The sequence below is a fragment of the Roseburia hominis genome, assembly GCA_040702975.1.
Classification (GTDB): Bacteria; Bacillota; Clostridia; order Lachnospirales; family Lachnospiraceae; genus Allocoprococcus; species Allocoprococcus hominis_A.
In genome coordinates this window covers 2,013,491-2,037,364 of the sequence record CP159990.1, presented here as the reverse complement: position 1 = coordinate 2,037,364, position 23,874 = coordinate 2,013,491, and the positions used below count along the sequence as shown (strand labels likewise).

Genomic DNA, 23,874 nt, shown 5'->3' with positions numbered 1-23,874 from the left:
GTTACCTCCTATTCCGCCGCGCGAAGCTGCTCAACCACCGTTGTTTTCTTGCAATACAGGCCTGCCCATTTTGTAAGAGAGATTTGAAGCATAAAAATCAGCAAACCGTAAAAAAGAACGGATACAGCCGGGAAACTGTAATCTACAAAGCTAAAGCCGGGAATATTTCCTACAGCAGAGCATATTGCTTTTCCGATGAACAATCCACAGACAACAGAGGCAGCAAAACTGCCAAGGGTTTGAAATGCGATCTCAGCGCCAATCATATGGCAAAGCTGCTTGCCGTCCAGACCAACCGCACAAAACAGCCCCAGTTCTTTTCTTCTGGAAATAATATTGGTTATGCTGGTATTGGCCAAATTGATAATACTGAATATGATAACAACAGTTAACAGTGCGTAGGCCGCAGCGGAAATCGTGCTAAAAACGCTTTTATACTGCATCGTCATATCTTTTAGTGTCTTTAGGCGCAAATCGTCGCTTACTGAAACCAGCGAGTATAGTTCATGCTCAATTTCAATACAGTTGTCAGTCTTTGCCTGGATAACGAATGCGCTGTTTGCGTTATAGGGGACTGCCCGGTTCATTTCACCTGCGGGCAAAATAAAACTGGATGCACTGTTTTTATCAAAGATCACAGCGGCAACCACATAGGTAAAGCTGTCTTGCAGGCCGTTTCTAAATTGTGAAAAAGTGACTGTATCACCAACTTCATAGCTCTTTTGCAGATATTCTAATTCTGGGCTGCCCATGTTGACCACAAGAGCGTTTTCCCCAGTATGGTCAAACTCCGGCAGAACTCCGGCCAGCACTTGTTCCCTTAATGCTTCATGATCCTCTGCGTTCATGCTCCGGATCGCCGTTTCCATTCCGTCCAGCGTAACGCAGATCTCCTGTTGGCAGGCAATTCCCTCTACGCCGTCTAACGACAAAATCTCCTGTTTCAATTCATCTGTCAGAAGATTGTCCTCCTGTAACTCTGTAAGGGAAAATGAAGGCGTAACCAATGCCCGGTTCAGTTCTACCACATAGGCTCCCTCATAAGGGAAGCTCTGTTTTGCTCTTTGCACGGGATCAAGCGAGGTCAGTAGGGAGGATATCCCCACAAACAGCACTCCACTCAAAACGAGAGAGGTAAAGGTTAATATGCTCCGTTTTCGGTTTCGCAGCAGATTCATAGCCGCCAGTGAAAATGGCGTAAGATGTTTCCTGCTCTTTCTTGTTTTTTTCGTGCCGTCATAGCAGGTGTAACGGAACGCTTCCATGGGTGAAACCGACATTGCAATTTTAGCCGGTTTCAAAATGGACAGCCTTACACAGACAAATACAGCCGCGCCGGACAAAAGCACGATTATAACGCTGGGAATCAGCTGAAAAGCATTTCTGTCTATCAGGAAGGACAGCATTCCGCCTGCAACACACCCAAACGGGATAAACCGAAGGGCCAGACAGTTTCCTTCCTTTGAAATAATTCGCTTTATCTGCTTCCTCGTTGTGCCAAGCGTGCGCAGCTGTCCAAAGGATATCACATCATTCATTACGGAAATGAAAAAAATATTGTAGACAACCAGGGAGCATACACCTATTAAGACCATACCAACGAGCAACACGGTAAATATCGTCTCTTTTGATAGATTGTTGCTGTCAATATACAAATTATTTACTTGAATGTTGTCTGCGGAAATCCCGCAATCCTGCCCAATGTTCCGTATTAATTCCTTCAGTTCCTGATTGGTATATTTTGTGACATTACGAACAGAAAACATGGCTGATACAGGCCCGGCAGAAAAAGCGGGATCCTCTTGCGCAAAATTCTGCGAAACAATTGCGTTATACGCAACCCGGTTCCTGTCATTTTCAGCAGACGTCTGAATAAACCCTGTAATCTGAAAATCCTTTGTCTCTAATTGACGGCTTGCCAGGCTGCGATAATGCACTGATATTGTATCACCGATCCCCGCATTCAGGTTCAGCGCGTCTAAATACCCCTTTTCCACAAGCAGCTCATTTGCCGTTTGAGGCATATGTCCTTCAGCCAGGGTGATATTGGAAAGCTGCATGGTTGTTTCATCCGAACACACGAGGCCCATCGTGATGCCGTTCCCCTGCTCTGTCATACCGATGGATTGGTACACGCCGACGTCCTCAATACGGGAATCTGCTTTCAACAGGGGAATATCCTCCTGGGAGAGATTTTGGAAAATCCCCTGATAAGCAGTTGATGCCGCATAGTCATTTGCAATATTATAGGCATAGGAAGAAACAAAAGCCATAATAGCCGCAGCCATAAAGATTATGATGCCGATCAGATTATTTCTGAAACGGCTTTGCCTGAGCCGGGCGTCTGACAGCCTGCGGACAACTGCACTGGTGTCATTCTCAAAAGGCCATGTCATAGTCTGCCACCTCCTTATTCCACAATCTTGCCATCCTCAATGCGGACAATCCGATCTGCAAGGCGGGCAATGTCGTTGTTGTGGGTAATCATGACTACGGTTTGCCGGAACTCCGCGCTGGTGCGCTTGATCAGCCCCAGCACCTCGGCGCTGGTCTTGCTGTCAAGGTTGCCAGTAGGCTCGTCGGCCAGTACGATAGCCGGTTTGGTAATCAAGGCGCGGGCAATCGCCACACGCTGCTGCTGTCCGCCGGAAAGATTGTTCGGCATATTTTTCAGTTTATCTTCCAGCCCCAGCAAGTGAACGATCTCGTCCAAAAACTTCTGATCCACCGTGTCCCCGTCCAGCTCCACCGGCAGGACGATATTTTCATACACGTTCAGAATGGGGACCAAATTGTAATTCTGGAAGATGAAGCCTATGTTGCGGCGGCGGAAGATGGTAAGCTGTTCATCGTTCTTCTTTGCCAGTTCTTCGCCCCGGACGATCACGGTTCCGCTGGTGGGAGTGTCCAGCCCGCCCATCATGTGAAGCAAGGTGGATTTGCCGCTGCCGGAGGTTCCCACAACGGCCACAAACTCGCCGTCCTCCACGGAGAAGTTCACGCCGTCAAGGGCGCGGGTGATGTTCGGCTTTGTGCCATAATACTTTTTCAGGTCGATGGTCTGTAAAACACTCATATTCAAAAACTCCTTTCAAGGCTTCCCGCCTATTGATAAGGGTATTGTAAAACCCAAATGTCCGCGAAATGTTACAGCGGCCCCAAAATTTCATTGAAAACCGGGGTGAAATGTTACAACGCTCGGACATTTCAAAAATTTACGGCGGGCAGCTGGGAATGGCTGTCCGCCGCGTTCTATTTTGCAGGAAGCATGATGGAAAATTCCGAACCCTTGCCCAGCTCCGAAACTACTTTGATATAGCCGCCCTGCCGCGTTACGATCTCGCGGGTCAGATACAGACCAATGCCCACGCCCTGCTGTTCGTGTACTTCTTCTTCACGATAGAAACGCCGGAAAATGGCCGCCTGATTGCTTTCGGAAATGCCCTTGCCGGTGTCGGCCACTTTGATCTCCACATACATTTCCCATTTCATCACCGATACGGAAATGTTTCCTCCTGCCGCTCCCCATCTACCTTCCGGCGGTTTTCCTGCATGATACCCTATGGTAGCCTACCATTTCTGGTAATTCACCTCGCCCCGTATCTTTCCGCCAAACTGCCGCACATAGACATCACATTCTCCAAGCAGGTACTCATAATCATCTTTTTCCTTTTGCCTTCATTCGCAGATAAAATCAATATAGTTCTGAAACTTTCTTTTTGAAAATAAACAGAGCCGTAGCAAATGTGATTACAACAACTAAGAAAATTTGCAGCCAAGACTCCTGATTGCTTGCATTCTTGCTGATAATCACTTGTCGAAAGACAATAACAAACAACGAAGTTACGATTGTTGCAGGCACAGATTTCCGGATCATGCCAATGATAAACGGCCAGAGCGACAAAATTGTACACACTATTACGGTAATAACGGCCATCGGTATCCATATTTGAAAGAAAGAAATTTGAAATACGCCATCCAACATATCGAAATATTTATCAGCCAATATAATATAACCACTGCAACAGATGTATCCAATCGTTATCGAAATTGCCGTGTAGACCATTATAATAATCAGCTTACTGGCAATCAGTTGCCTTCGGTTCAAAGGATAGGAAAACATGATTGTTATTGTCCGCTGATTATATTCTCCAATAATCAACCGTGCGGTTAAAACTGACGAGTACACAATGAAAATAAATGACATCAATAGGCCAATAACAAGAAATGTACTTTCAAAAGTGTCCTTTGTCTGTTCCGGGTCTTTCATACTGTCCACTAATGATACTGTAATAAAAAGTATGCTAAAAAGGATTGCTGCGAGAGTAACTATAATATTTCGTGTTATCCCAAACTTTTTCAATTCCAATTTGATCAGATGTGCCATATCATTTTCCCTCCTCTGTGAGTTTGAAGAAATAATCTTCCAGTGTGTCGTGTTTACGTCCTAAACTCTCCAAACCGACACCATTCTCTATAAGGGTTTTTGAAAGGACTTTACCTGAAACATCGGAACCATAGATACGGATATACTCTTTGTCCAATACGCTAAATTCTGTAATGCCCATTTGTTCAAGCAGGGCTGCCGCATGGGTCACATCATCAACCTGCAAACGTATATATTCTGTCTGATGTTTGTGAATTTCCTCAATAGGCAGTTCTGATAAGAGCTTCCCGTGCTGAATAATCCCAATCGTATCAGCGATCAGATCAACTTCAGACAAAATGTGACTGGAAATAAAAATGGTCGTTCCATCTTCTTGGTTCAGCCGCTGAAACAGGTTCCTCATTTCACGAATGCCTTCGGGGTCTAATGCATTAATTGGCTCATCCAAGATTAAAAATTCCGGTCTTGCAAGAATTGCCCTTGCGATAGCCAAGCGCTGCTTCATGCCCAATGAGTAATGACGGATTTGTTTGCTCCAGGCATTTTGCAAATCAACCAGTTTGAGGACTTCATCAATCCGCTCCTTATTAGGAAAGCCCATATACTCGCAATGCAGTTCCAAATTCTGGCGGGCTGTCATTTTTTCGTAAAAGTACGGATTTTCAATGATGGAGCCCACTTTTTTGAATATTTCGTAACTGTGATCGGTGACTTTCTCACCAAAAAGCTGAACTTCTCCGGCATCTGGCTGGATTAGGTTCAAAATCATTTTCATTACTGTGCTTTTGCCGGCACCATTTGGCCCAACAAAGCCATAAATTGCCCCTTTGGGGATATGAATATTCACATCGTTTACAACGACATTTCCCTTATAGGACTTTCGCAGCCCTATGGTTTCCATAATGTAATCCATTTTGTATGCCTCCTGTACGGCTACCATTATACAAAACAGACTTCTCTTTTCTCTGCCTGAAATCTAACTTTTTTCTAACTTTTCATAATGATCGAGAAAACCGTTTGCTCATTTGGTATGCTTTGAACTCGTAGTTCTGCCCCTATTTGTGAAGCAAGATGCTTTGAAATCGCCAGCCCTAAGCCGCTGCCTGATGATTTTGGAGCAGTCGTATAATTCCGTGTAAAAATCTGCTTCTGCTGTTGTGGTGACATTCCTTTTCCGTGATCCTCTATTTCGACAACACTTTTTTCCTTTACCGCATTGAGGCGCAGAGAAAGATATTGGCCGTCACTTCCATAACGGATTGCATTGTCTATCAGATTTTTCAAAATACGCTGCAATGCGTCCCTGTCTGTATAAGCAAAGATTGGTGTATCTGGTATCTGTAGATCTACTTCAAATTGCTGCTTTTCAAGTAAATCGTAATACTCCAAAATGGTATCGTGGCATAGCCTTGAAATATTTTCCTTTTGCAATTTTAGCGGAAGATCACCGGAAGCAATTTTTGACATTGTAAAATAATCGTTGATCGTTGTTATCAAATCATCGGCTTTTCGGTCGATTTTAACGGCCATAGTATGAATATTTTCCAGCACAGATAATTCGTCTGCTTTGGCCGCCAACATTTCACTATTTCCTTTTAGCACAGTGAGTGGGGTGCGAATATCATGTGAAATATTCGTGAGAAACTGTGCCATTGCTTTTTGAGTCTGCTCAAATTCCGCCTTACTTGTATAAAAGTCTTGAAGCAATGTATTAAGCACAGCTCCCAGTTTTTTCATACAAGTGCAGTCAGTGGGAAGAAGCACGAAACCATTTTCAGAAGTAATAGAAAGTGTTTCCAGCCGGTTACTGATATAGTTAATTTCTCTTAGCAGCTTCTTGTACTGTATTCGCTGCCAAATTAAAGTGAGCAGCAAAGCGGCTGAAAGCACAGCAAACAGAACACACATTTATTTATCCTCCATCTTGTATCCTATTCCCCATAAGGTCTTAATATAGGTCGTCGTATCTTCTGCATCGTTTTTCAGCCTCAGACGCAAGCGATTGATATGTGTATTCAGCACATTTTCATTACTGAAATAAGGCTCTTTCCAAATAAGTTCGTACAGGCGTTCTTTTGAAAAAGCCTGCCCCGGATGGGTCGCCAGCAGATATAGAATTTCAAATTCTATTGGGGTTAAATCTATAAGGGTTCCCTGACGGCTGACTGTATGGCTTACCGGGTCTATCTCTAAATCTTTAATCTTGACACACATATCGCCTGGTATGGCTTGATAGGTTCTGGCTCGTCTAATGTTGGCTTTGATCCTTGCTGTAAGTTCGATCAGAGAAAACGGCTTTACAACATAGTCATCTGCCCCCAAATTCAGACCTAACGATTTATCAGTATCATTGTCTTTCGCTGTGATTATGATAATGGGAATAATGCTGGCCTGTCGAATGACCTTAATAATTTCCACGCCACTCATATCCGGCAACATAAGGTCTATGAGGGCAAGCGAATATTCATCGTAGTTTTTGATAGTCTGAATAGCCGTTTTTCCATTACCGAAAGAGAATACCTCAAATTCTCCTGATAAATAGTCTTTTACGATGTTTCTGATCTCTTCATCATCTTCAATCAATATAATCTTATTTTCCATTGCGATTGCCCCTTGCTCTTTTCGTTCTTCCATCAATAGACTTTTTGGCGTTCTTTTGAATTAACCAGACGGTCTCCATTTTTATAACGCCGGAAATACAGTCTGTAGAACTATAATAATTTATCCATTGAGGGGTCACACCCCACATTTCACCAGTTTCTTTCAATGTCATATAATCCATATTGCACCTCCAGCCATACGCAAGCCAGTGAGAAGGTGCGCCAATGGATATCTATATATAATAGGGTGTGCATCTTTTAATTTTGCCTTTGATGTTCGGCTCTGTGCCATAATACTTTTTCAAGTCAATCGTCTGTAAAACGCTCATATTCAAAACTCCTTCAAGACTTCCTGCCTGTTGATAAGGTCATTGTAAAACCCAAATGTCCGCGAAATGTTACAGCAGTCAAAGAATTATATTAAATCGGGGTGAAATGTTACAATGCTCGGACATTTCAATAAATTTACGGCGGGCAACCGGAAATGGCCGTCCGCCGCGTTCTATTTTGTAGGCAGCATAATGGAAAATTGCGAACCCTTGCCCAGCTCCGAAACCACTTTGATATAGCCGCCCTGCCGCGTTACGATCTCGCGGGCCAGATACAGGCCAATGCCCACGCCCTGCTGTTCGTGTACTTCTTCCTCACGATAGAAGCGCCGGAAGATAGCGGCCTGATTGCTTTCGGAAATGCCCTTGCCGGTATCGGCTACTTTGATCTCCGCATACATTTCCCACAGCACCACCGACACCGTGATCTTCCCGCCTGCCGGGGTGTACTTCACCGCATTGTCCAGCAGGTTAAAGAGGGCTTCGGATGTCCACTTGCTGTCATGAGAAAAGGTCAAATCTTCCGGGCAGTCCACGGACACGGCGATTTCCTTTTTCTCTGCTGCATACACAATTCCACTCATGGCCTGCGCCACGGTATCAAAGAGGCGGCCCGGTTTCTTATCCAACTGGATCACGCCCGTTTCCAGTCGGGAGGTTTTCACAAGGGCCTGAAACAGAAAGTCCAGTTTATCCGTCTGTGTGTGGATTCCCCGGATAAAGTCGGTGCGCTCCGCCTCGGTCATGGGCTTTCCCAGCAGGGTGTCTGTCGCCATTTTCAGATTGCTTACCGGCGTTTTCACCTGATGGGAAATATCTGATACAAGGGTCTGTAACTCCTGCCGTTCCTCGTCCACCCTGCGGCGGTTCTCCTGCATGATCTGATAGAGCCTTGCCAGCCGGTGTCCGATTCTGGCAAGCTGAGTTTCGCTGTCCTCTGGGCGTTTTGGTGCTTCATTCCCGGCGATCATGTAATCTAAGGTCTGGCACAGATTAGCGGTAAACTGTGACAGCCGTTTTCCAAAGATAAGCGTCAGTACAAAAATTCCCACAAGGGCGCACAGCAGTAGCGCCCCGCCAGTCAGCAGCACTGCCGTCTGTTTTGTCACAAGAAACAGGGCTATGGTGATCCCAGACATGGAGAGGACAAGTCCCAGTGCTATCCAGCCAAACAGCCGCTTCACCGAAAGGTCTTTAAGTTTCATTTTGCCTCGCCTCCCGTCCATTGATAGCCCATGCCGTAAACAGTCTTAATGTAAGGTGCGCCGCCGTCGGATTCAATCTTGCTGCGAATCCGGCTGATGGAGGTTGTCAGGGTGTGTTCGTCCACAAACCTCTCGTCTATATCCCACAGCTTTTCCAAAAGCTGCCCACGGGTCAGCACTTGCCGGGGATTTTTGCGGAACAGGTTCAGCATTTTGTACTCCATCGGGGATAGGGTCAGGGGCTTGCCGTTTAAGGAGGCCGTTTGCTCCGAGAAGTCCAGAAACAGCCGTCCGTCATCGTAAATGTCCTTGGCCGGTTTGTGATGTTCCAGCATGGCGAACATGGCTTTGATTTTCCGCTGCAAGGCCCCGATCACAAAGGGCTTTGTGATGTAGTCAACCGCGCCTACTTCGTAACCGCGTATCTGGTCGCTCTCCTGATCGTTGGCGGTCAGGAAAATCACAATGGTGTCCGGTTGTTCCGGCTTAATGAGCTTGCATAGGTCATACCCGTTGCCGTCCGGCAGGTTAATGTCCAGCAGCACTAAATCAAATTCCCGCTGACGCAGAGCTTCGGCGGCGGTTCTGGCATTTAAGGCAGAGGTCACGCTGTAACCGTCTGCGGTCAGGTTATAGGCTAACATCTTATTCAGAAAGCTGTCGTCCTCAACAATTAAAATCTGCTTCATGTCCTCACTTCCTTTGCTTTTTGCAGATAGTATAACAGGCAAATGTCCGCGAAATGTTACAGCGGACGATTTTTATTTTCTTTTTTACGGTAAGACTTTAGTGCTGCTTTTGGTATCAGCCAGACGCCCGCTATCTTTACTGCTCCAGCGATTCGTCTAACTTTACAGTAACGTTACAATGCTCGAACATTTCAAAAAATGTAAGCACAAAGCTGAGTCGAAAAAACGCCAGCCGGAGTTTTTCTAATTTCTTTTTTCCTTTATGCCGACAAACCGGAATTTACTTTAGCCTCCTCCGAATTACCAATTTTATAATAGAAGCTGCTGCCAAAAGAACAATCGTAAATTTGAGATAAATTAAAATGCTCGTGTACCATGGCGCTGACATCATAGCATACAAGTCGGGATGTGTTTTGTAATCCCAGAATACATATATACTATGTCCAATGAAAACCCCGATGAATGAGCTAACGAATATGTTCAAAATATTATTTATTTTTTTCAACATAGCCATTCCCTCCGGCTCTGTGATGATATGCTGTTCTTTCCGACAAATTCAAAGATTTCCCTGTAGATGTCAAGTTCCTCCCTGCATTGGAGCCACGGTTCCCTCATCCAGATCTGCTCCGCATTCATCCCAACTGTTTTCTTACAGATGGGATACCCTCTTTGTGCCCCTGCCTGTATATATCCGTCCAGATAATCATCTACTTTAAAATAGTATAAGCCGTATTTCTGCGAGAGGATCTCAGCCACGCTACTCTTTCCGGCACAAGGCGACCCGCCGATATAGTATATATTCATTTCCTGTTTATCTCTCCTTTTCGGCAAATATTTCATATTTGCATACCACTAGTCTCCAACTCCAAGTTGACTATACCCAAGAATATCACCAATCAATCTTGCTTCTTTTATCGGCTTTTGGGTTAATCCTTTTCCAAAATTTGTCTTTGTGTACAAATTTATAATTGATACTCCAATCTGTCCATAAGGCTATTGTAAAACCCAAATGTCCGCGAAATGTTACAGCGGACGATTTTTATTTTCTTTTTTACGGCCATCTGCTGGCTTTTCTGCATTTTGGGGAATAAGCCACCCTATTCTCCGGCAAGAATAACAGGGCAGCGGGCGAAGATAAGTTCATCCTGACCGCCCGCTGGCTCGGCTGGGTTTGCTATTACATTGTCAAACGATATCCCGATTTTGATATACCGCTGCTGCAATTTGATGAGAGATAAAAAACCAGGCAACAGAAATTATAAGCACGATATTAAAAGTCAACATGATATTGTTTTTTACAGGAATAAAGAGATTCGTGAGAAGCACAAGCCCAACAATAATCCCTGTTGACGCCATAAAAGACATCATAAAAACAATTTGAGATTTTTCCGGATCAAACAGATAGGCACACGGTAAGCTAATACCGCCCGCCAATAGAGTGGCACTCATACCGATAGCAGCATATAAGCACAAAGAATGAACTGTTATAGCCGCTCCCACCAGCATAAGCACAATACATGGAATAAGGGCTGTAATCAGTCCAACTACCGCAAGCAAAATGTAAAAGATAAACTTCTCGCTGATGATCTGATTTCTTGATATGGGCATGGTAATCACATTTTTATTCCATTTCGAGCCTGCATCGCTTGTGATACTAATAAAAACCGCTGTTGTAGAAGCTACCGGGGCTAAAACCAAAAGCGCGCTTGTTTCCAGTAAAAAGGATAACCCAAATCCCAAAACAATCAAGCTGACAATCGTTACAAGAATATTGCTCTTTGCAATATAGAGGTCTTTTAGTAAAACGCCTTTCATCCTCTTTCCCCCTTTACATAGAGAAGCATAATTTCATCAATCGTTGCTGGTATAATTAAAGCTTTCGGATATTTTTTCTGCATTTTATCCCGTTCTGAAACCAAAACTTGCCATTCATAGTCCATTTTCCGGTACACAATAATATCCGATTTATCCAATGCGTCAAATTGTGCCGCTCCGCATTTTATAACCCCATATTGTTCAATCAGTTCATCTTTCGTCTTAAAAAACACAACCTTTCCCTCATGGATAAAAACGATGTAATCAGCAATTTTTTCTAAATCGCTGGTGATGTGGGAAGATACCAGTATGGAGTGTTCTTCGTCTTGCACAAAACCCAATAGCATATCCAGAATATCGTCCCGGATAACAGGGTCAAGCCCGCTGGTGGCTTCGTCTAAAATCAGCAGCTTAGAATGGTGCGAAAGGGCTACGGAAATAGCCAGTTTCATTTTCATGCCCTTGGAAAACTGTTTGATCTGTTTATCAAGGGGCAAGGAAAACTGCTTCAGCAACCGAAAATAGGCTTGCTCGTCCCATGAGTCATAGATATTCTTCATTATCCGATTGATTTTCCTGGGAGAAAGAATTTCCGGGTAGTTGCTCCCGTCAAAGACTACGCCAATCTGTTCTTTTGTTTCATTATCCATCTCATCTTTTCCTAATATCGAAACATGACCGGCTTCTTTTTGGATAAGTCCTAAAACAGCATTGATTGTTGTGCTTTTACCCGCGCCGTTCTCTCCGATCAGTCCGACAATCGTACCGTTTGGAACGGTAAATGAAACGTTATCCAAAACAAAATCTTTATAGGTTTTGGTAAGCCCTGAAATAGTCAAAGCATCAGTCATTGTCAATCCTCCTCATACAGTAGTTTTAATAAGTTAATTAGTTTGTCAAGTGATATTCCACTTGTACGGGCTATTTCGATAGCCTCATTAAAACACCCCTCTATCTTCTTTTGTTGTTCTTCCAGATAAAAGTCTTGGTTTTGTGCTGATACATAACAGCCTTTTCCGGCTGTTGTTTCAATAAAACCATCTGCCTGCAAAAGGTCGTATGCCTTTTGTACTGTTAAAACGCTGATTTGCAATGATTTTGCAAGAGAACGAATAGAGGGAAGTGCGTCTCCGGCTTTCAGTTCGCCACTCATAATCTGCGCCTTAACTTGCGTTGAAATTTGCTCATATAGAGGGCGACTCGTCTTGTTACTTACAATAATCTCCAAATGCTCACCGCCTTTTGCTGTATCATATAGACAAGTACAGTATATCACACAATAAGTCAGTTGTCAATTGAAAAAGCAGAGCAAACGATTATGTTTGTTCCGCTTTTTCTGTATTGGGAAGTTTGAAATAGTGGACTGCCTGCCTATCAAATTTTTGTGTGTTACTTTATCGCACATGAGTATTGGGTGAGTGTTTCCAACACGGCGGCAAGGTCAAAATCATCACCCAGTTTCCGGGCGGTTATGGGCTTCGACCTGTCCGGCGTGAGGTAACTCAATCTCCCGCGGCTCTCCTTGACGGTCACGCCCTGTTACAACAGTTTCCCGGAGAAGTCCTTATATGAAACGGCAGAGGACAGGACGGTGCGAGAATAAAAGTTGTTTCTGTTCCCGCCAAATTAGAATGTCTCCAATTAAGTAAAGCGGATAATTTCCCATGTCACTACCACCTTTCGCTGTTCGTATAGGTATGTTAAAAGGACTGCTGCGCGACGGCTTTTTTCTTTTGCCGTCGCGCAGCAGTTTTTTTGGTATCTAACGATTAGTAAGTTTTATCTCATACACAGTCGGATAATAATATGGCGTTTCTTCGGTAAATGCATCTTTTAGTTTTACTGTTACTTTGCTATCTTGCCGAAAATCTTTAATTGATATTTCATTTCCGTCTGCATCAAGTAATTTTGTATCTTCACTGATGCCAAGAGAATTGAGCGGGTCGCCATAGATTTCAGTTGTTCGTTCAACAATTATTCTAACCTCGCCGTCATTCTGTGTTACAACTTCCTGAACAACTGCGTCAAATGACCTTTCAGACATTTTTGATGACTGACTTACTGCAACTATTCCTAAAACAGCAATTAACACCACAGCAATAACACCTATAAGCATTAACTTTCTCTTTTTCATCCTTTTACCTCCTTATGCAACCTGGTGCTTCTTAAAGCCTAATCTTGCTAACGGCAGCATAATTACTGTCAACAACGCGTACAAGATTGCCCTAACAGAAAATGCATCCAAAACCAAACCGCCGAACGAATAGGAAATATACTTGCCTAGTTCCGGCATGGTTGCACGGTATGGCAGCAAGAATAAAATCAAATTATATACGCCTGTCGTACCATTTGGTGTAAGGAACATAGGTATGAAAAGCACTGGTACAAGCACAATAAGTACAAGATAAGGACTTTTCATTTTTGATGACAAAAAGAGTGTTAAGCCAATCATTCCAAGCAGTACCAAATAGATTACACCGATGCTGATAAGCGTTGCCTGAAGGAATGTTAAAGAATACGGAACTGTTGTATTTGCAATCTGAAGCGGTAAATTCCAACCTTCCGTGCCAAATGCTGCAAGCGGTAATCCGCACGCAACAATAAGATTGAGTGCAAAAGCAAGTGTTGCGAACAAAAGTGATGCTGTGATTTTTGCCGTCGTAAGCTTTGTTTTTCCATACTTAGCAGACAAAATTACTGCATCCGTTCCCGTCTGGTATTCATCTGCAAAAACAGGTGCAATTACAATACAGATAGCAAGTATCGCAAACATAAGCAGTTCAAAACTGCTTATAATGATATCCCAACCTTCATAATATCCATATTGCAGCGGTGTATCAACTTTGCTTTGCATACTGCTCCAATATTCCTTTTGATTATCCGTTAATTCACGAGCCGAAGCATTCAGTAATGCGTTATTCTTCGCTTCCATTGCCTGATAGAAATTCGCTCCGTCTGTTATATCCAAATCAGCAAGATCGTTATAGGCTAAAAATTCATTCGGCGCACTGTAGGTACTTGCAATCATATTCAGCAGCTTTTCTTTTGGTGCAATGCCATTCCAATAGGCATCACCGATTAAAAACTTCTCGTTTCCGTCATATCCGACATTATCAGGATTTTCAAAAAGCTCCTGAACTTCTTTTATTGCATTAGTAACATATTCTTCTGTTAACGGAACAGACAGTTTTTCATACTGCTCTTTTTCATAAGCAATACCTGCTGAACCTTTTATTACACCATTCTGATTATAGGTTTGGAATTGCATAATAGGCAGTCCGAAAAGAAAGCCTGTTAAAATCAGGCTGATTGCCATTACAATCAAGGTCGATTTTTTACGCAGTATTTTTAAAAATTCATATTTAATGAGCATATCACTGTTCCTCCTGTTCTTCGCCAAAATGATATAAGAATAAATCTTCCAGACTCGGTTCCACCGTCCAGGCTTCTGCACTTGGAGCATCAGGAAACACGTTTAGTTATCTGCCTCCTTTTTTAGAGAGAATTATATCGGGGAGATTTCCTTTGATTTTCCCGAAAATTCCTGCTTTCAGCATGGAATATCGCAAGTTTCGTCACATACCGACCGGCTAAATGACATTCATCTTAAATTCGCCACAAATCGTCAAATATCAAATTTATAGCCAACGCTGTGAACGCTCTTAATGTAATCAGGCACATCCGGCTCAACTTTGAGCTTTTTACGAAGGTTACTGACATGGTTGTTGATGGCTTTCCGGGAATAATAGTCGCAGTCCTCATGCCATACGATGTCTATAATCATTTCATAGGTGAATACACGCTTAGGGTTCATTATCAATAGAGCGAGTATGTCAAATTCCTTTGCAGTCAATTCAACTTCCTGGCTGCGGACACAAACCATTCGCTGTTCCAGACAAAAATAGAGGTCGCCTTCGTGTATCTTAGTCAAAGGGCGTTCTTGATGTTCCCGTGGATCGTGATTTGGGATAATGACAATAGGATTATCTATATCGCTTTGACTATCCCGCTCAAAAATATACTGCGTTAATTCCTTTTTCTGCTCTGAATTAAGAACAGCAAACAACTTTTCACCAATTTGCCGTCCGCTCTCTGATACATCGAGCATTGCTATTTTCCCATGTCATCACCTCCTGATTTTTCGGCAAATAATCAGTTTACACCTCATTTGCCAGACCCTTGATTTTTGCAATCAGGTCATAGTCAGTTTTGCAGCAGAACGAAGCTCCCCAACTTTGTGCCTCATTTGTAAGGTATCTATCGTCACTGGCAGACATAAGCATAAAAGGGATTTTTCTGTCCTGTTGGCGTAACATTTTAAGAAGCTCTAAGCCTGTACCGTCGCGCATATTGTAGTCTGAGCAAATAGCATCGACTGCAATACTTTCAAGTAATTTGACTGCATCTTGTACTCCCGTGGCCTTATAGATTTTGAAGTGTCGCTGCAAAACAAGGGACAAAAGCCCTAAAAATTCTTCATTATCATCCACAATCAGAAATGTTTTCATTACACCCTCCATCTATTCTTATGTGTTTTTTTCTAACAAGCGAAGAATCCTATCGGTAATGCTCCATGCTGCATATATCAGCAAAAACAAAATATCAGTAGGTATTAGCAGTATTCCAATGAATCCTATACCAACACTTAGAACAGCGTAAGACAAAACTTTTCTAACAGCTTTCTTTTTCATTTCACACTGTATCACCTGCCTGCAACTCGATCAGAATAATCTCCGGGCGATTGTTAAATCGGATGGGGATTACACTATTACCCAGCCCACGGCTCACGATCATGTTTGTATTGCCGTCAGTGTAAAGGCCAGCGTCATATTTGGGGAACAGCCCTTGGTCTGGCGCAATCAGTCCCCCGACAAATGGCAGTCGGAACTGTCCGCCATGAGCATGACCGCTTAATACCAAGTCAACACCGCAGGCAGCATAGGTTTCAAATAGCTCTGGCCTATGTGAGAGCAGAACAGAATACACATTGTCCTGTTCGAGCATATTCTTCAGCTTTGTGCTAACCATTGCAGGGGTTTCACCGAACAAATCTCCCTTAATGGTATAATTCGGATCAGCTAATCCAAGAAGTGCTATTACATCATCGCCCCGCTCTAAATAGATAATTCCGTCCTCCAGTACGGTAACGCCCGCATCTTTAAGCCCGATTTTCAAAGTGTTATATTGAGAGCTGCTTGCCTCATGGTTGCCTGTTACATAGTAAGTCGGTGCAATTTTCATAGCTTCTTGTGTGAAGCTAAGCGCAATTTCTATATCTGTATGTTGGGCATCTATAAGATCGCCGGTTATCACGATAATATCCGGCTGGCTCTCGGACAGCATTTGTAGCAGGGTTACGTTATCTTCGCCAAACTCTGTATTGTGAAGATCGGACACATGGGCGATACGGTAGCCAGAAAAAGAAGTTGGCAAGCGGTCACTGGAAATTAAAATCTCACTTACCATCAGTGCCGTGTTGCCCCATATAGTCCAAAAAACAAGAGTGGCACTTATTAGTCCGAGACATAGGAAAAGCGCTTTTTTCTTTTTAGAGTTATTTCTTTTCATAAGAGCCACCTTTCAGAATGAGATAAACAAATTTCAAACTTCCATACGTTCTGTATGTGTTCTCAAATTTCATCGTTTCCCGTTATATTTTCCCATTAACATTTTACGCGATGCTCCTTACATCCAAGTGACACCTATCTTACTCATTTGTAAGATAGGTACAAAAAAGCTGGCCTACTGAAAAGTTGTAGGCCAGCTCTTGAAGTAATTATTGTTGGAGCTTAATTGTATCTACAATAGCCATTTTACTGATTTGCTTTATAGGCCGCCTAATCGCGATTGCCGCCGAAATGAGGCAAAGCAAGACAATCAGCAAAAGTGAAGCTATTGGAACTGTCCACCCAACACCCCACTTATCCGCAATCAGGAACTGGAACATTGCTCTATTCAACGGTAAACCTAAAGCACATCCTACCGCACATCCAAGTATGGCATAGGTAAATGCCTCGGCTGCTATCATCTTGTAGAGCTGGTTTGCTCCCATGCCAATAGAGCGCATAATACCATATTGCTTCGTCCGTGAGGCGACGCTTGCGTTCATGCTGTTAAAAATATTGAACACAGTAATTAAAGCAATGATAATGAGGAAACCATAAATAAACACGGCTCCCGTATAATAAGAGCTTTGTGCTTCGGAATTTGTCAGGCGTTTATCCGATACATTGCTATCAGCCGGAATTAGACCGCGTATTGCAGAAACCGTATTGTCATCCCCCGCATTAGTAAGCTGCACGTCAATGGTTGTATATCCTAAATCCCCGGCGATTTCAATAAATGTTTGTTCGGAACAGATCATATAGCCATAACTGCCGGCACTATTCGCTGCATTGGTAGTAGTTACTATTCCGCCTATTGTTATCTGCTTATCGCCTGCGGAAGTATGGAGCGTTACAGTATCGCCAACATTCCAATTAAGCCCGTCACGATAGGTTATCAGTGCGTATCCGTTTTCGTTCTGGACCGATGTAATACTCCCCTTGTTCAAATCCTGCTTCGCCCATTGGAATTGCTTGTCGGTATAAGAAACCAATGTAAATGTGCCTGTGTCACTCCCATAAGAAGCAGATACGCCCGTTTGTTCCATTCTGCCAAACACTTTATCAACCCCATCTACCTTGCTGATTTCATCACTCAATGTCCTGTCTAATGAGGTGGCTCCCATAGCAATAGACACATCTGCAGCAGAGGGGGCAAGAGCAGGCATTCCCTGATCCAAAAAAGTAACCATGACTTGAAACGACAGGAACATCATAATGCTGATAGCAAAGGAACAGGTCATAAGGAACATATTTTTCTTGACGGATAACGCATGGAAAATTCCCATACTGGTTTCTACACGGAACAGCTTCGTATTTGCCGCCTTTTTATTCTGTGTAAGCTGTGTATTTCCGCTGATAGCAGTTACAGGCGATACCTTTGCCGCTTTCTTTGCCGGTGACAAAGAGGCAAGAAGTACGATTAGGAAACCGATCACTGTTCCGACAATCAATCCGACTATGCTGAATTGAAAGAGGGGGATTTCAGAAAATCGCTCCCCGCTGATAGATTTCAGTAACAGGCAAGCGCACCATGTAAGGATTTGACCAATAATCAGGCCAAACGGCACCGCTTTCATACTTTGCCGTAATCCCTGCAAAATTACAAAGTGCTTCACCTGCTTTTTAGAAGCGCCCAGGCACCGCAGCAGCCCATAGAATTGAACTCTCTCAAGAACATTTGTGTTGAAGCTGGCGGCAATCATTACTGTACCCGCAATCAGCACCAAAAGGACAAGAAAGGCCGCTACAATGTAAAGGGATTGCATGGTGCTGTTTTCACTTTGGCCCATTAAGCCCAACAACGCCGCATTCTCTGCAACCTGACCATCATTCAGTCCGTATGCCTCTTTGATCTGCCGGATAGCTGCCTGAATATTTACACCACTTTTGAACTGAATACGAAAGGTACTTCCTTCCTTTGCATTTTTATCGGCAATCTCACGAAACCCATCTTCGGTTAATACCATGCCGTACACATCCGCTTTAAGCAGGCTTCCCATATTTTCGAGTACCCCGGTAATTAGGTAATCCTTCCTGGAACCATCCGGCACCGTAACAGTAACCGTGTCGCCAACGGCCAGACCTGATTGCTCTAAAGCCGCTTGATTGAGCAACGCTTCATCCGCCTGTGCGGGATATACCCCGCTTTGCATATTCATTTCTGTCAAAGAGGAAAAAGCATTTTCATTTGCTCCGGCAAAAATTACAGGTTTTTCCCCGATCATCCCGGTGCTGCCCTGATATGTCCATCCACATACTGAAACATCAATCCTTGAACCTGCCATTTCAGCGGTTTGCTCGTCAATATCCTTTAAGCTGATATGATATTCTCCATTTGTTTTTATAAAATAGCCTTTTTGCGCACGGAGAGCCATATCTGCCATACTAAAGATTGTCGTTACCAGCAGAACTGAAATAACAATACAAAGGACGGATATTCTGCTGTTTTTTCGGTGTACTTTTTCATATTGAGGGACAAGATCAAGATAGCTTTTCACCGTGACGACACCCCCAAATCCTTCAGTACGCCATCCGACATACGGAAAACACGGTCAGCGGCACTTGCATGATTTTCATTGTGGGTAATCATCAAAATCGTCTGCTGATACTTTTGCGACATGGATTGCAGGAGAGCTATTACCTCCTGACTGTTCTTGCTGTCGAGATTTCCTGTTGGTTCATCGGCCATAATTAAGGCTGGACGAGTAGCCAAGGCCCGACCAATCGCCACACGCTGCTGCTGTCCTCCAGATAGCTGGCTGGGTAAATGGTTTCTGCGTTCTATCAATCCTAAAACGCTCAGCAGCTCATTTATATATTTCTGATCCGGCTTTTTATAATCCAACAAAAGCGGAAATGTGATATTCTGCTCCACATTCAATTCGGGTATCAAATTGAATGACTGGAAAATAAAGCCGATGTGTTGCCGACGAAATACAGTGAGCTTCTTTTCGGACATGGAAAAAATATCCCTTCCATCAATCCAGACCTTTCCTGATGTGGGATTGTCCAATGCCCCAACAACATTCAATAACGTGCTTTTGCCCGAACCAGATTCACCGACAATAGCGATAAACTCACCTTTCCGCACGGAAAAGGACACATGGTTCAGTGCATTGACTTCTGTTTCGCCCGTGCCATAGGTTTTGCACAGGTCTTGTACTTCAAGAATATTCATAGTCAGTACCTCCTTACAAATACATGATACCTCCTCCAACTTACTTCCCGGTGACATCTATCTTACTTATCTGTAAGGTTATAAAAATTCAAGGTAAACACAGTTCCCACATCGAGCTTGCTGGTTACGGAAATGGTTCCCCCGTGGATTTCTACGATCGTTTTTGCAAGAGGCAGTCCTAAACCAATGCCGTGGGTATTCTGTGAAAACCGACTGCGATAAAATCTCTTAAAGATATTATACAAGTCCTCTGGATGTATGCCCGTTCCATTGTCCTCTATCACAATCTGCGTCATCAAAGCATTTTGCTCCCAGCGTATGCTGATTTGACCTCCTGCCGCAGTATGTTCTAAGGCATTTTTTACAAGGTTTCCAAGTGCCTCCGAGATCCATAATGCGTCGCAGAAAAGGGTAACATCTGCCTCCCCGGATAAGGTTATCGTTTTACTTTCCTGCTCGGCCAACATTTCAAATCGCTCTAAAACATCTTGCATAAGAGCAGAAATATTCTCATGCGTTTTTTTCATTTGGATAATTCCTGCGTCAAGCTGGGCCAATTTCAATAGAGTATAAACAACATCCTCAATTCGCTTAATTTCTCTCAAAGACTTCCCGGAAAAGCTGCTAATGGCTTCTGTATCGGAACGCCGGTTATCCATAATCTCCTGATACATTTTTAAGGCAGAAAGGGGCGTTTTTATTTGATGTGATACATCAGATATAATATCCTGCAAAAATTCTTTTGTCTGCCGTTCATTTTCTGCATGAGCCGACAAAATAGAGGAAAGCTCGTTGATCTTATGGAAAAGACTATACCAATCCCCAGTTTCCGCACTTTCTATGCGTGACATGGTATTCCCGTCCAAAAAATCACGAATAGAATTTTCTGCTTTCTGTATGGTCTTGTGCTGTCGGCGCAAATAGGAAAATAACAGCAGGTATATAGTACCAAAAACAAACAGCAGTAGCAGGGAGAGAGAAAGCATGACCCTATTACGATAAGAGGAAACTTCGGGCAGCAGATGAATGGGGGCAGTTTCATCATATCCGATAGATGATAGAAGGCTGCTTCCGTATGCTATATCCTCTGTGCTTTTTGCAGCGGTAAACGCTGAAATTTCAAGCGAATCCGTATGATTTACGAGATAGCCCGCTACGCCGTAGTCGTGTGTGATCATTTCTCTCTGAAAGTCCTTTGCCAAAATATTGGAAATACCATAAGCCAAAAGCAAAGCAAGCACGCAGACGGCAGATATTCCATACAAAAGGCCCCTTGTCTCTTTTCCTTTTTTCCACATCATATTTCTACTCCACGACCCACTTGTAGCCGAATCCGCGTTCCGTCAACAGATATTTTGGCGCATTGGGGTTTTCCTCAATTTTATTCCGCAAGCGGCGAATATAAACCGACAAGGTATTATCATCTACATAGTTTCCATATCCATCCCACATACGGTCTAATATCATTTCCCGCGATAACAGGTGGTTTGGGTTTTGCAGAAAAAGGCAAAGCAGTTTGTATTCAACAAGAGGAAGGTCGAGCAGTACATCGTCTTTCCAAACAAGACGTTCCATCAAATCTATTTTTATACCGTTTGCCTCTAAAATCTCTGACCTTGAAAATTGTGTAGAGCGTCGGAGCAGAGCCTTAATTCTGGAAAGCAGCTCATTTAACTTGAAAGGCTTTGTAATATAATCGTCGCCTCCCATATCAAGCCCCCTGACAATGCTGATTTCCTGATCGGAGGCTGTCAAAAAAATAATAGGTATGGTAGACGCATTTCTCACTTCTCTGCAAATATCAAATCCCGTTCCGTCTGGCAGAGTGACATCCAGCAAAAGCAAATCATATTGGTTGTTCTTGTATAAAGTCAACGCTTGCCTTACGGTTCGAGCATTGTCCACTAAATATCCGCTGGTTTCCAGTGTATATTTCAAACCGTCGATTAAACTCAAATCATCTTCCACATAAAGTATTTTTTCCATCTTTCTGCACCTTTCCCTGTTTTGTTCTGCCGTCAATCGGCTTTTGAGAATCTTTTGGTATCAGCCAAACTGTCCCAGCCTTTTCCGCACCAACAATGCGCCCCTCTGAACAGTAATAGTTTATCATGCGGGGAGAGATACCCCATTTTTCACTTGCTTGTTTCAGCGTCATATAATCCATATCGCACCTCCAGCATAAGAATATTATATTTCGTTTGCTCGAAGAATACAATAGGTTGAGGGTGAACATTCTCTGAATTTTTTATGATTATAAGAGAAAGTACACTACTGGCAAGCAATGCAATCTTCCGTAAGATTGCGTATTTTAGAGGATTTCCCGTTGCCGTGAAACCCTCTAAAATGCTTGTTGGTGACATGTCCCCAAACCCCTGAGATCGCCACCTGCGGTGACGGCTGCGCGTTCCTTCGGAACGCTTAAAACAGGCCACAGCCCAGGAATGACAAGAGCGGCTACCAACAATAAGATAGTTGCCCTGTCACATTAGGGTATAATTTTGAAGATTCCATAGAGATCACAAAAAAGTCAGATTGTGAAGTCCATTTCCATAGTAGAAAATATGAAGTTCCAGTAAAGTACACAGGAATTTTAGATTTACTGCATTACTCCATGCAGCACAAACCTCGCATTATTGAATTCATAGCTGCAGGTGGACAGCGTAAGAATCCGGTCTGTGACTGCAGGAGTAATCTTGCTTGTAAAACAGGAGCGTTCTTTAGCTCTCCGGAGCCACTCTTCAAATTCCAAGTCTGAGGAAAACCCAACTGTCCAGGCATCCGTATCCACGCTGGCCACATACCCGGCAAAAATCTTCACCTCATAATTGGCATCCGGCGTCAGGAACAGTGCGGTTGGATGTTCATCATAATACTCCTGACTTTTGTACTCCATTAGTCCGTGAAACATGGATCCGTCCTTCATGTGATGGCCATCATGATATCCGCCTCCTTACTCTGATTACACGGATAAGAGGCCGGATATACAACCCGTTATGATTGTGTTTAACTCGTTTTCCCGTAATTGCTCTATGATTGTATTTAACTCAGAGGTGTTTTTTCCTGCCGAACTGTCCTTGAGTTAAATAGAATTGGCATTATATTATCCGAAAACGTGGTTGCCGGAGCTAATAGTCTAATAATCGCCCATTATCATTCCATTCCCCATACATTATTCCTCTTTTCGTATTTTCAATTAACTTTTGCAATCTACTTTGAAAAAGTTGTGGTTGTTTCTTTTTTATTTGTATAGTATCTATGCGTACCCTCTGATAAAGAGATGGGAATTTAAGAAAATTCTCCCACACTTCTTTATCAGTTTGTAATGCTTTCAGAATTTCTTTATCTATGATAAAACCTGCTGGTGACATATCTGGTAGTACAGCACGCCCTGCATCTGTCATTCGTCCAAGTTTTTCCATTCTGCGGCAACGTTCTTTATTTAATTCAGACCAAAGGCTTCCTTTTCTTCTTGGCGCCAGCTTTTGTGCAGTTATGCCATTATCAAGTGTTTTTGTTGTGCTGTCTATCCACCCAAAACACATTGCTTCCTCTACTGCATCTATATACCAAAAAGTACCATCATCCTTTGGCCGTCCACGCCTCACTATAACCCAGCATTCTTTTTCTGTCTTATGATATTTTTCAAGCCAAACTCGCAATTCATCACGGTTTATGACACTCAATAGATTTATTGGCTCTATGTAAATCACCTTCTTATCTAAATTTATTCCTTAATATTTCTTGTCTATTTCAAGGTTGGAGGTAAGACTACATATTTATTAAGTCCTTTGGTGAAATCGACGGAGTTTAATACCAGCAACACTTAAGGTAAAAGGGAGATAACGACTTTGCAAGAGGTATGGAAAGTGTACTCGATATGTTCCCGGTATTCTTCTGTGCAGGTCATGGAAAATCCCCCTTTCCTCCCAAAAAGGCTGTGGCTGGTTGGTAGTTTCTTTTTATGATAGTAAGGGGCGGCAGCACTTTAGGCTGTCGCTCCTTGACTGCCTAATTGCAAAACCCGGCGGGGCTGAGGGCGGTGAGCGAAGCCTGTTCATCTTG

25 protein-coding genes and 3 pseudogenes are annotated in these 23,874 nt (G+C 43.2%); all 28 read right to left on the bottom strand.

Translation table 11 applies throughout. The features are described 5' to 3' along the window. Window positions 1-8 precede the first annotated feature (8 nt). Window positions 9-2,396 (bottom strand): FtsX-like permease family protein, encoded by a 2,388-nt coding sequence (locus ABXS75_09485; GenBank protein ID XCP86995.1) that lies wholly within the window; start codon window positions 2,394-2,396, stop codon window positions 9-11. A 14-nt stretch (window positions 2,397-2,410) separates the two neighbouring features. Then, window positions 2,411-3,076 (bottom strand): ABC transporter ATP-binding protein, encoded by a 666-nt coding sequence (locus ABXS75_09480; GenBank protein XCP86994.1) that lies wholly within the window; start codon window positions 3,074-3,076, stop codon window positions 2,411-2,413. A gap of 176 nt (window positions 3,077-3,252) precedes the next feature. After that, window positions 3,253-3,519 (bottom strand): annotated as a pseudogene (locus ABXS75_09475) (ATP-binding protein). A 175-nt stretch (window positions 3,520-3,694) separates the two neighbouring features. Continuing rightward, a complete protein-coding gene (locus tag ABXS75_09470) occupies window positions 3,695-4,387 on the bottom strand; it encodes an ABC transporter permease (GenBank protein ID XCP86993.1) in 693 nt (230 codons plus the stop codon). A gap of 1 nt (window position 4,388) precedes the next feature. Next, window positions 4,389-5,300 (bottom strand): ABC transporter ATP-binding protein, encoded by a 912-nt coding sequence (locus ABXS75_09465; protein XCP86992.1) that lies wholly within the window; start codon window positions 5,298-5,300, stop codon window positions 4,389-4,391. A 74-nt stretch (window positions 5,301-5,374) separates the two neighbouring features. Then, complete coding sequence (locus ABXS75_09460; protein XCP86991.1) at window positions 5,375-6,295, bottom strand: HAMP domain-containing sensor histidine kinase; 921 nt, start codon at window positions 6,293-6,295, stop codon at window positions 5,375-5,377. Beyond that, complete coding sequence (locus ABXS75_09455; protein XCP86990.1) at window positions 6,296-6,988, bottom strand: response regulator transcription factor; 693 nt, start codon at window positions 6,986-6,988, stop codon at window positions 6,296-6,298. Then, window positions 6,978-7,169, bottom strand: a complete 192-nt coding sequence (locus ABXS75_09450; GenBank protein XCP86989.1) for a DNA-binding protein — start codon at window positions 7,167-7,169, stop codon at window positions 6,978-6,980. The genes ABXS75_09455 and ABXS75_09450 overlap by 11 nt, the downstream gene beginning before the upstream one ends. A 320-nt stretch (window positions 7,170-7,489) precedes the next feature. Beyond that, window positions 7,490-8,521, bottom strand: coding sequence for a HAMP domain-containing sensor histidine kinase (locus ABXS75_09445; GenBank protein ID XCP86988.1), 1,032 nt, complete (start codon window positions 8,519-8,521; stop codon window positions 7,490-7,492). Continuing rightward, the gene (locus tag ABXS75_09440; protein ID XCP87126.1) at window positions 8,518-9,210 is read right to left on the bottom strand and encodes a response regulator transcription factor; all 693 of its coding nucleotides are present in this window, start codon (window positions 9,208-9,210) and stop codon (window positions 8,518-8,520) included. The genes ABXS75_09445 and ABXS75_09440 overlap by 4 nt, the downstream gene beginning before the upstream one ends. A gap of 501 nt (window positions 9,211-9,711) precedes the next feature. Continuing rightward, complete coding sequence (locus ABXS75_09435; GenBank protein XCP86987.1) at window positions 9,712-10,014, bottom strand: hypothetical protein; 303 nt, start codon at window positions 10,012-10,014, stop codon at window positions 9,712-9,714. A 381-nt stretch (window positions 10,015-10,395) separates the two neighbouring features. Further along, window positions 10,396-11,025 (bottom strand): ABC-2 transporter permease, encoded by a 630-nt coding sequence (locus ABXS75_09430; GenBank protein XCP86986.1) that lies wholly within the window; start codon window positions 11,023-11,025, stop codon window positions 10,396-10,398. After that, window positions 11,022-11,876, bottom strand: coding sequence for an ABC transporter ATP-binding protein (locus ABXS75_09425; protein ID XCP86985.1), 855 nt, complete (start codon window positions 11,874-11,876; stop codon window positions 11,022-11,024). The genes ABXS75_09430 and ABXS75_09425 overlap by 4 nt, the downstream gene beginning before the upstream one ends. Before the next feature lie 2 nt (window positions 11,877-11,878). Then, on the bottom strand, window positions 11,879-12,253 hold the full coding sequence (locus tag ABXS75_09420) for a GntR family transcriptional regulator (GenBank protein ID XCP86984.1): 375 nt from the start codon (window positions 12,251-12,253) through the stop codon (window positions 11,879-11,881). Between the two features lie 182 nt (window positions 12,254-12,435). Continuing rightward, window positions 12,436-12,612: pseudogene (locus ABXS75_09415) on the bottom strand (protein rlx). A gap of 175 nt (window positions 12,613-12,787) precedes the next feature. Continuing rightward, complete coding sequence (locus ABXS75_09410; protein ID XCP86983.1) at window positions 12,788-13,159, bottom strand: hypothetical protein; 372 nt, start codon at window positions 13,157-13,159, stop codon at window positions 12,788-12,790. Window positions 13,160-13,171: 12 nt separating this feature from the next. Then, window positions 13,172-14,398, bottom strand: coding sequence for an ABC transporter permease (locus tag ABXS75_09405; protein XCP86982.1), 1,227 nt, complete (start codon window positions 14,396-14,398; stop codon window positions 13,172-13,174). Between the two features lie 252 nt (window positions 14,399-14,650). Continuing rightward, window positions 14,651-15,133: a winged helix-turn-helix domain-containing protein gene (locus ABXS75_09400; GenBank protein ID XCP86981.1), complete on the bottom strand. Its 483-nt coding sequence runs from the start codon at window positions 15,131-15,133 to the stop codon at window positions 14,651-14,653. A gap of 49 nt (window positions 15,134-15,182) precedes the next feature. Then, window positions 15,183-15,533, bottom strand: a complete 351-nt coding sequence (locus ABXS75_09395; protein ID XCP86980.1) for a response regulator — start codon at window positions 15,531-15,533, stop codon at window positions 15,183-15,185. 184 nt (window positions 15,534-15,717) lie between these two features. Continuing rightward, the gene (locus ABXS75_09390) at window positions 15,718-16,593 is read right to left on the bottom strand and encodes a metallophosphoesterase (GenBank protein XCP86979.1); all 876 of its coding nucleotides are present in this window, start codon (window positions 16,591-16,593) and stop codon (window positions 15,718-15,720) included. Between the two features lie 208 nt (window positions 16,594-16,801). After that, window positions 16,802-19,129 carry an FtsX-like permease family protein gene (locus tag ABXS75_09385; GenBank protein ID XCP86978.1) on the bottom strand — a complete coding sequence of 776 codons (2,328 nt, stop codon included), beginning with the start codon at window positions 19,127-19,129 and terminating at the stop codon, window positions 16,802-16,804. Continuing rightward, a complete protein-coding gene (locus ABXS75_09380; protein XCP86977.1) occupies window positions 19,126-19,809 on the bottom strand; it encodes an ABC transporter ATP-binding protein in 684 nt (227 codons plus the stop codon). The genes ABXS75_09385 and ABXS75_09380 overlap by 4 nt, the downstream gene beginning before the upstream one ends. Window positions 19,810-19,871: 62 nt before the next feature. Then, window positions 19,872-21,110 (bottom strand): HAMP domain-containing sensor histidine kinase, encoded by a 1,239-nt coding sequence (locus tag ABXS75_09375; GenBank protein XCP86976.1) that lies wholly within the window; start codon window positions 21,108-21,110, stop codon window positions 19,872-19,874. A gap of 4 nt (window positions 21,111-21,114) precedes the next feature. Then, the gene (locus ABXS75_09370) at window positions 21,115-21,795 is read right to left on the bottom strand and encodes a response regulator transcription factor (protein ID XCP86975.1); all 681 of its coding nucleotides are present in this window, start codon (window positions 21,793-21,795) and stop codon (window positions 21,115-21,117) included. Then, window positions 21,767-21,976 carry a helix-turn-helix domain-containing protein gene (locus tag ABXS75_09365; protein XCP86974.1) on the bottom strand — a complete coding sequence of 70 codons (210 nt, stop codon included), beginning with the start codon at window positions 21,974-21,976 and terminating at the stop codon, window positions 21,767-21,769. Before ABXS75_09365 ends, ABXS75_09370 begins: the two co-directional genes overlap by 29 nt. Window positions 21,977-22,408: 432 nt before the next feature. Then, window positions 22,409-22,720: a class B sortase gene (locus tag ABXS75_09360; protein ID XCP86973.1), complete on the bottom strand. Its 312-nt coding sequence runs from the start codon at window positions 22,718-22,720 to the stop codon at window positions 22,409-22,411. A 217-nt stretch (window positions 22,721-22,937) separates the two neighbouring features. Continuing rightward, a complete protein-coding gene (locus ABXS75_09355; protein XCP87125.1) occupies window positions 22,938-23,513 on the bottom strand; it encodes a YdeI/OmpD-associated family protein in 576 nt (191 codons plus the stop codon). Window positions 23,514-23,650: 137 nt separating this feature from the next. Next, a pseudogene (locus ABXS75_09350) lies at window positions 23,651-23,719 on the bottom strand (sigma-70 family RNA polymerase sigma factor). Window positions 23,720-23,874: the final 155 nt, after the last annotated feature.

Excerpts from the sequence above, each read along its gene's own strand:
- ABXS75_09485 (XCP86995.1), bottom strand. The coding sequence starts at position 2,396 with ATGACATGGCCTTTTGAGAATGACACCAGTGCAGTTGTCCGCAGGCTG.
- ABXS75_09480 (XCP86994.1), bottom strand. The coding sequence starts at position 3,076 with ATGAGTGTTTTACAGACCATCGACCTGAAAAAGTATTATGGCACAAAG.
- ABXS75_09470 (XCP86993.1), bottom strand. The coding sequence starts at position 4,387 with ATGGCACATCTGATCAAATTGGAATTGAAAAAGTTTGGGATAACACGA.
- ABXS75_09465 (XCP86992.1), bottom strand. The coding sequence starts at position 5,300 with ATGGATTACATTATGGAAACCATAGGGCTGCGAAAGTCCTATAAGGGA.
- ABXS75_09460 (XCP86991.1), bottom strand. The coding sequence starts at position 6,295 with ATGTGTGTTCTGTTTGCTGTGCTTTCAGCCGCTTTGCTGCTCACTTTA.
- ABXS75_09455 (XCP86990.1), bottom strand. The coding sequence starts at position 6,988 with ATGGAAAATAAGATTATATTGATTGAAGATGATGAAGAGATCAGAAAC.
- ABXS75_09450 (XCP86989.1), bottom strand. The coding sequence starts at position 7,169 with ATGGATTATATGACATTGAAAGAAACTGGTGAAATGTGGGGTGTGACC.
- ABXS75_09445 (XCP86988.1), bottom strand. The coding sequence starts at position 8,521 with ATGAAACTTAAAGACCTTTCGGTGAAGCGGCTGTTTGGCTGGATAGCA.
- ABXS75_09440 (XCP87126.1), bottom strand. The coding sequence starts at position 9,210 with ATGAAGCAGATTTTAATTGTTGAGGACGACAGCTTTCTGAATAAGATG.
- ABXS75_09435 (XCP86987.1), bottom strand. The coding sequence starts at position 10,014 with ATGAATATATACTATATCGGCGGGTCGCCTTGTGCCGGAAAGAGTAGC.
- ABXS75_09430 (XCP86986.1), bottom strand. The coding sequence starts at position 11,025 with ATGAAAGGCGTTTTACTAAAAGACCTCTATATTGCAAAGAGCAATATT.
- ABXS75_09425 (XCP86985.1), bottom strand. The coding sequence starts at position 11,876 with ATGACTGATGCTTTGACTATTTCAGGGCTTACCAAAACCTATAAAGAT.
- ABXS75_09410 (XCP86983.1), bottom strand. The coding sequence starts at position 13,159 with ATGAAAAAGAGAAAGTTAATGCTTATAGGTGTTATTGCTGTGGTGTTA.
- ABXS75_09405 (XCP86982.1), bottom strand. The coding sequence starts at position 14,398 with ATGCTCATTAAATATGAATTTTTAAAAATACTGCGTAAAAAATCGACC.
- ABXS75_09400 (XCP86981.1), bottom strand. The coding sequence starts at position 15,133 with ATGCTCGATGTATCAGAGAGCGGACGGCAAATTGGTGAAAAGTTGTTT.
- ABXS75_09395 (XCP86980.1), bottom strand. The coding sequence starts at position 15,533 with ATGAAAACATTTCTGATTGTGGATGATAATGAAGAATTTTTAGGGCTT.
- ABXS75_09390 (XCP86979.1), bottom strand. The coding sequence starts at position 16,593 with ATGAAAAGAAATAACTCTAAAAAGAAAAAAGCGCTTTTCCTATGTCTC.
- ABXS75_09380 (XCP86977.1), bottom strand. The coding sequence starts at position 19,809 with ATGAATATTCTTGAAGTACAAGACCTGTGCAAAACCTATGGCACGGGC.
- ABXS75_09375 (XCP86976.1), bottom strand. The coding sequence starts at position 21,110 with ATGATGTGGAAAAAAGGAAAAGAGACAAGGGGCCTTTTGTATGGAATA.
- ABXS75_09370 (XCP86975.1), bottom strand. The coding sequence starts at position 21,795 with ATGGAAAAAATACTTTATGTGGAAGATGATTTGAGTTTAATCGACGGT.
- ABXS75_09365 (XCP86974.1), bottom strand. The coding sequence starts at position 21,976 with ATGGATTATATGACGCTGAAACAAGCAAGTGAAAAATGGGGTATCTCT.
- ABXS75_09360 (XCP86973.1), bottom strand. The coding sequence starts at position 22,720 with ATGTTTCACGGACTAATGGAGTACAAAAGTCAGGAGTATTATGATGAA.